5 protein-coding genes are annotated in these 6,798 nt (G+C 41.4%); all 5 read left to right on the top strand.

The annotated features are described in order from the left end of the window. Positions 1 to 553 precede the first annotated feature (553 nt). The 5 genes from E0L13_RS09600 (at position 554) to E0L13_RS09580 (ending at position 6,777) form a co-directional block, all read left to right on the top strand. Positions 554 to 1,735 (top strand): PLP-dependent aminotransferase family protein, encoded by a 1,182-nt coding sequence (locus E0L13_RS09600; protein WP_168062058.1) that lies wholly within the window; start codon positions 554 to 556, stop codon positions 1,733 to 1,735. 51 nt (positions 1,736 to 1,786) lie between these two features. Then, positions 1,787 to 3,037 (top strand): MFS transporter, encoded by a 1,251-nt coding sequence (locus tag E0L13_RS09595; protein ID WP_168062056.1) that lies wholly within the window; start codon positions 1,787 to 1,789, stop codon positions 3,035 to 3,037. A 61-nt stretch (positions 3,038 to 3,098) separates the two neighbouring features. Further along, positions 3,099 to 4,571 (top strand): amino acid permease, encoded by a 1,473-nt coding sequence (locus E0L13_RS09590; RefSeq protein ID WP_168062054.1) that lies wholly within the window; start codon positions 3,099 to 3,101, stop codon positions 4,569 to 4,571. Between the two features lie 52 nt (positions 4,572 to 4,623). Continuing rightward, positions 4,624 to 5,412 (top strand): IclR family transcriptional regulator, encoded by a 789-nt coding sequence (locus E0L13_RS09585; protein ID WP_168062053.1) that lies wholly within the window; start codon positions 4,624 to 4,626, stop codon positions 5,410 to 5,412. Between the two features lie 27 nt (positions 5,413 to 5,439). Further along, positions 5,440 to 6,777, top strand: coding sequence for an acetyl-CoA hydrolase/transferase C-terminal domain-containing protein (locus tag E0L13_RS09580; RefSeq protein WP_168062051.1), 1,338 nt, complete (start codon positions 5,440 to 5,442; stop codon positions 6,775 to 6,777). Positions 6,778 to 6,798: the final 21 nt, after the last annotated feature.

Below are 6,798 nucleotides of genomic sequence, written 5' to 3'. Positions count from 1 at the left end.
TCATGAAATGTTCACGGGCAAGAAAGCAAAGCTCGTTCCGCTGAACATGGAAGCCTTAAAACGCGGTATTGCCTGCGTAGAAGGATAAGGAACGCTAGACTATAATTACATAGCAGAAAACCTTTTTGCGGGTTTCTTATAAAAAATCCCGGTACTGTCTCATCAGGCAGTGCCGGGATTTTGGTTGTAGATTTTTCGTTGTAATTGTTGTATTGAGAGAGTGTGGATTGTTTTTAGAGAAAAAGATAGCTTCTTATTAATTGCAATTCTTATTATAGGACGATATTTTAAAGAATTTAATGCAGCATTACACTGTATTTAATCTGCTCTTAGTATATAAATATGTTTAGTTTATTGATATATTATATCAATAAACTAATGTAAGATTACTAAAATTTATAAGAAATACATAGTATATTTCTAAAAAGAATAAGAAATATGCAAAAAGTTACTTGTAAATGCTATATACCTATGATACCATGTAATTAAGATAAAAAAACAGAACAATGTTCTACACAACAGAACAAAAAAATAAATTTAAGGAGTGATTCATATGCAGTTTTCTGAAAGAATGTCAAGAATTCAACCGTCGGCTATCCGTGATGTACAGAAAAAAATATCTAAAAAGCCAGGAGTAATTTCTTTTGCAGCTGGCTTGCCGGATCCGGATTTATTTCCGTTGGAAGCATTAGCGGTTTCGACAGAAAAAATGATTCGGGAAAAAGGTAAAGAAGCTTTTCAATATGGATTGACTAAAGGCTACGGGCCGATGCTTGATAAAATCCTCGAACGAATGGCTCGTAAAGAAAATATTCATGCGACTGTGGACAATATCATCATGACGACAGGCTCTCAGCAGGGATTGGCGTTGACTGCTATGATGTTCCTGGAAGAAGGGGATATCGTTGTTGCTGAAAATCCAAGCTATTTGGGCGGAATCAATGCTTGTCGTCCCTATGGGGCTCAATTTATAGGCGTAGATACGGATGAAGATGGAATTGATACGGAGCAGTTGGATAAGGTATTAAGTGAAAATCCAAAAGTTAAGTTACTGTACGTTATTCCTAATTTCCAAAATCCGACAGGCAAAGCTTGGACACTGGAACGACGCAAAGCCTTTATGGAAGTTATCAATAAGTACGACGTCATGGTAGTTGAAGATAATCCTTATGGAGAAATTCGGTTTAAAGGCGAATTCGTTCCTACGTTGAAATCTATGGATACGCAGGGAAAAATCATATATTTAGGTTCTTTCTCGAAAATATTGGCTCCTGGCCTTCGCCTGGCATGGATGTGCGCGAATCCGGAAGTCATCAAACAAGCCGAATTGATCAAGGAAGGCTGGGATTTACAGTGCAACCAATTTGTCCAGGTACAGGCTGTAGCATTCATGAATTCCTATGACCTTGAAAAACACATTCAGGGAATTCAGCAGGCGTACAAGGACAAATGCGAGCTCATGCTGGCTGAAATGGAAAAAGAATTTCCGGCTAATGTGAAGTTTACGAAGCCGGAAGGCGGCATGTTTATCTGGGTTGTCCTGCCGGAACACGTCGACGCCAACGCTTTCTTAGACACGGCTTTAGAATACGGTGTCGCCTATATTCCCGGCGAATTCTTCTACGCTAATGAAGGCCCGAAAAATACGATGCGCATGAACTTCACGACCGTATCGGAAGAAAAGATCGTAGAAGGGATTCATTTGCTGGGAAAAGCTTTAAAAAGTATTTGCTGATGTAAACTTTACAAAGATAGAAACACTCCATCTAAGGAGGGACGCAAAAAAATGACAAATAAAGTGAGTTTCAAGTTAGTTTTGACCATGTTTGTTTTAGGGGCTTGCTGGTCCATTGTATATATTATTCCTTTTATACAATATATATGGTATGACCCATTTAAAGAATTCATCAACGGGACAAACATGGAAATGGGGTTTTTGATCACCATATATGGGTTTGGAAATATTTGGGGGGCACCTCTTGGAGGATGGTTTGCTGATCGCTTCAACTACAAATACATATACGTAGGTTCCGTTATTCTAAATGGTCTGTTGACAATTGCCTTCGTGTTTAATCCTACGTATTCGTTTGCCGTATTCATTTGGATTGGCTTTGCCTTTGCTAGTTTGTTTATGAATTATCCGGCACACATTAAGATTATTAGAAGTTTAACGACTGATGAAAATCAGGGAAAAATCTTCGGTTTTAATGAAACCTTCATTGGCGTATGGAATATTATTATCAATATGATGATGATGGCCATTTACGTCAAGTTTATGGAAGGTATTGCCGGCTTAACAGCTGCGATGATGGGCGTCGCAATTTTGTCCATCGTGTTAGGCGTTATCGCATTCTTTGTTCTTGAAAAGCCGAAGAAATCTTTGGAAACGGAAGAAAAGACGAATATTATCCAAGACTTCATTTTAGTAGGCCGTAAAAAAGCCACTTGGTTGGTAGCTATCCTCGTATTCTCTATTTATTCCTTCCTGACTACATTGACATACTTCACTCCGTATTTTACGGACGTACTTGGAGTTACTATTGTTTTTACTGGATGGGTTGCCATCTTGAGACAACATGGGATGACGTTGCTGGGCGCTCCTATTGGCGGCATACTTTCTGACATTTTGAAATCTCCGTCAAAAGTTTTGTTGGGTGTACAGGCTTTGGGGATTTTGGGATTTATCATGCTGCTTACAGTACATACGATGACAGCGCCGATTTTGATTGCATTGACATTGATTTTATCTGCAGCAGTATATATTGGCCGGGGCGCGTACTATGCGACCATTACGGAAGCGGGCATTCCTAGGGAATTGACAGCGTCTACCATTGGGATTGCGGCGGCTATTGGCTTCTCTCCTGACTTATTCCAGTTTACGCTGTTTGGATATTGGCTGGACGTATATGGAAAGACGGCTTATACCTATATGTTCATTTTCCAAACGGTTGTACTGATTATCGGGTTCTTTGCAGCTATCGGTATTTTGAGGTTGCGGAAACAGAATCATGAAACTGTTCAGGCTATGGCAGAATAGACTCGTGTACCCAAGTAATAGAACGTTGTTCTATTACTTGGGAATAAAGGGGGAGGTTTGAATGGATGGCAGTACGGATGGTACGTTAAGGCGGGCGCTTAAAGCCAGGCACATTACAATGATTGCCTTAGGGGGAACTATTGGAACAGGATTATTTGTTGCTTTAGGGGGATCGCTGAGCAGTGCTGGTGCCGGAGGCACACTGACTGCTTATTTAGCAATAGGCATTATGGTGTATTTTTTGATGACCAGTTTGGGTGAAATGTCAACGTATATGCCAGTTTCCGGATCGTTTGAGACGTATGCTTCACGATTTATTGATCCGGCTCTGGGCTTTGCCTTAGGTTGGAATTATTGGATCAATTGGGCAGTTACCTTAGCATCAGAGTTAGTGGCAGCGGCTATGATCATCCAGTTTTGGTTTCCTGACACCAGCTCCTTTTTCTGGAGTGCCTTGTTTCTGATTATTCTTGTCCTGTTAAATGTTTTATCTGCTCAACTATATGGTGAGTCAGAATTTTGGTTCGCAGGCATTAAAGTCGTTACTGTTATCGTATTTTTACTACTGGGTGTAGGAATCATTTTGGGTATCCTTGGCGGAGGCCCGCCTGTTGGATTTGAAAACTGGCAGGCTGGAGATGGTCTGTTTCCCGGCGGAATGTTTGCTACCTTCAGTGTATTTTTAATTGCCGGGTACTCCTTTATGGGAACCGAAGTCGTTGGTGTAGCTGCTGGTGAGTCTGCTAATCCGCGGCAAGATGTTCCAAAAGCTATTCATACCGTATTTTGGAGAATTTTACTATTTTACATAGGGACGATTTTAGTCATTGGTTTCTTAATGCCGTACAATGACCCGGATTTATTAAAGAGTGGTCTTGAAGCTATTGGGGTTAGTCCTTTTACACTGGTATTTGAGCGTGCGGGAATGGCCGTAGCTGCTTCGGTAATGAATGCAGTTATTTTAACCGCTGTCTTATCCTGCGGTAATACGGGTTTGTATGCCGGCTCCAGAATGCTGTATGCATTAGCCTTAGAAGGGAAAGCGCCTAAATTTTTAGCAAGAACTAGTTTGCGAGGAGTGCCGTATATATCTGTAGCATTTACTGCTGTTATTGGAATGATGGCATTTCTAACCTCGGTTGCAGGAACTGGCAAAGTATATGTCTGGCTTGTAAATGGTGCAGGATTGACAAGTTTTATAGCTTGGCTGGGAATTGCTTGGAGCCATTACCGTTTCCGAAGAGCATATATAGCCCAAGGGCACAGTATACAGGAACTGCCGTATGCAAGTAAATTTTTCCCTTTAGGACCTTGGATTGGCATGGGAATTTGTGCAGTTGTCATTATTGGTCAAGCTGTATTTTTCTTTGCGGAGAGTGAAATTGATTGGGGAGGCTTGATTGTTACTTACAGCAGTATACCTTTATTTTTAGGGTTGTTTTTATGGTATAAGAAGAAACATAATACGCACATGCTGAAGCTTGAAGAAGTTGATTTTTCTATTCCGGCAGATGTTTTAAAAAAGAGAGAGTAAGTGTTACAATTTAGTTAGAAATAACTGGATTGTAAAGGAGTGCATTCTCATTATGAATAATAGTAATATAGCATCTGTGGAACGAGCTTTGGACGTATTATTGCTTCTGTATGGAGAAGGGAAGGAGATGGGCGTTTCAGAAATTGCCAGTCAATTGGGCGTATACAAAAGCACGATTCATCGCACCTTGGTTACGCTGCAATCTAAACACTTTGTTCAAAAAAATGAAGTAACCGATAAATATTGGTTAGGCGCTAGTTTGTATGCGATTGGCATGATGGTAGCCAATACCTATTCTTTAGCTGATATAGTAGCTCCGGAAGCGGATATCTTATACATGAAGGTAAAGGATATTGTGAATGTTTCCATCTTGCATGTGGATTCACTAAACGGCTATAAAAGCGTTGTTATTTATAAAGCACGCGGCCCCCAGCCGATTTTAAGCATGAATCCTGAAATCGGCTCTCATATGGATGCATATGCCTCGTCTGTGGGAAAATGCATGTTGGCATATAATGCGATTGATTGGCAAATTATGAAAAATACTAAATTTTATGCATATACGGAAAACACACTAACTAGCGTAGATGCATTAAAAGTTGAGTTGGAACAGGTCCGGCAGCAGGGATATGCATTGGATAATGAAGAAAGAGAAGAAGGTCTCTTTTGCGTAGGTGCTCCGATATTCAATAAAAATGGAAAGGCTATTGCAGCTATTTCTATATCTGGACCTAAAGCCAGAGTATTCGATAATGATTTTGAAGAGAAAGTAAAGCTTTTAAAGCAATGTGCGCAGCGTGTTTCTGTTTTAACTAAGGAAATAAGAGCAATTGATGAATAATATGTATTATTAGAAAGGGGCTGTCATATGAATTATAAAGAAGAGTATCAGAAAAAATTAACAACTCCTGAAGAAGCGGTGAAAATTATTAAAAGCGGCGACTGGGTAGAATACGGTTCCTTTGGAAGTCCTTTGACTGTATTAGACCGGGCACTGGCGGCGAGAAAAGACGAACTGCGGGATGTGAAAATCAGAACGGACTTTGACCCGATCATGCCGGCCGTCGTCGAAGCCGATCCGGAAGGGGAAGCATTTACGTATAACAGCTTCCATCTCAGCGGTGTAGAACGGAAGCTCATGAAACAAGGGCAGTGTTACTATGTGCCGATGCTGTATCATGAACTGCCTTCGTATTTTAAAAAGACCCTTCATAGCGATGTTGCTATGGTACCGGTATCTCCCATGGATGAAAATGGTAATTTTTATCTGGGACCTCAGGTATCACATAATAAAGAAATGATTGAATTGGCTGACAAAGTCATTGTCGAAGTCAATCAACAGATGCCCATCTGCTATGGCGGCTATTATGAAACCGTTCATATTTCGGAAGTCGATTTAATTGTAGAAACGTCTCATCCGCTGGTAGAAGCTATTCCAGTTGAACCGACGGATATTGATAAGCAAATTGCCGGGCACGTTATGAAAGAATTGTGCGACGGCGCGACTATTCAGTTAGGCATCGGCGGCATTCCCAATGCCATCGGCGCGATGATTTCCCAGTCGGACTTAAAGGATTTGGGGATTCATACGGAAATGTTTACTGACTCTATGGTCGATATGATTCAGTCGGGACGCGTTAACGGGAGAAAGAAGACCTTAAATCCCGGAAAACACGTATTTACCTTTGCCATGGGCAGGAAGAGCTGCTATGACTTCGTCAATCGGAACTCTTCCTGCGCCACCTTCCCGGTAAGCTATGTCAATGACCCCTTTATCATTGCCCAGCATGATAATTTTATGGCTATCAACGGGGCCATTGAAGTAGATTTGTACGGTCAGGTGTCTGCCGAAAGCTCCGGCATGTTCCAGATTTCAGGGACCGGCGGCCAGGTTGATTTCATGTTAGGCTCGTATCGTTCGAAGGGCGGAAAAGGCTTTATCTGCCTGCCGTCGACATATAAGAAAAAAGACGGAACCGTTATCAGCCGGATTCGCGCCAGCTTCGAGCCCTGCACGATCATTACGACGCCGCGGACAATGACCAACTACGTTGTCACGGAATACGGTGCTGTGCAGCTGAAAGGCAAATCTACATGGGAACGGGCAGAATTGCTGATTTCTATTGCCCACCCTGATTTTAGAGAAGAACTGATTCAAGAGGCAGAAAAGATGAAAATTTGGCGTAAAAGCCAGAAAAAAGTATAAATTCCATGATGTTTCTGACAA

Source organism: Megasphaera sp. SW808 (genome assembly GCF_012027795.1).
Taxonomy (GTDB): Bacteria; Bacillota; Negativicutes; order Veillonellales; family Megasphaeraceae; genus Megasphaera; species Megasphaera stantonii.
This window is presented reverse-complemented; position numbering and strand designations above follow the sequence as displayed.

Coding starts and splice junctions, on each gene's coding strand:
- E0L13_RS09600 (WP_168062058.1), top strand. CDS start 554: ATGCAGTTTTCTGAAAGAATGTCAAGAATTCAACCGTCGGCTATCCGT.
- E0L13_RS09590 (WP_168062054.1), top strand. CDS start 3,099: ATGGATGGCAGTACGGATGGTACGTTAAGGCGGGCGCTTAAAGCCAGG.
- E0L13_RS09580 (WP_168062051.1), top strand. CDS start 5,440: ATGAATTATAAAGAAGAGTATCAGAAAAAATTAACAACTCCTGAAGAA.
- E0L13_RS09595 (WP_168062056.1), top strand. CDS start 1,787: ATGACAAATAAAGTGAGTTTCAAGTTAGTTTTGACCATGTTTGTTTTA.
- E0L13_RS09585 (WP_168062053.1), top strand. CDS start 4,624: ATGAATAATAGTAATATAGCATCTGTGGAACGAGCTTTGGACGTATTA.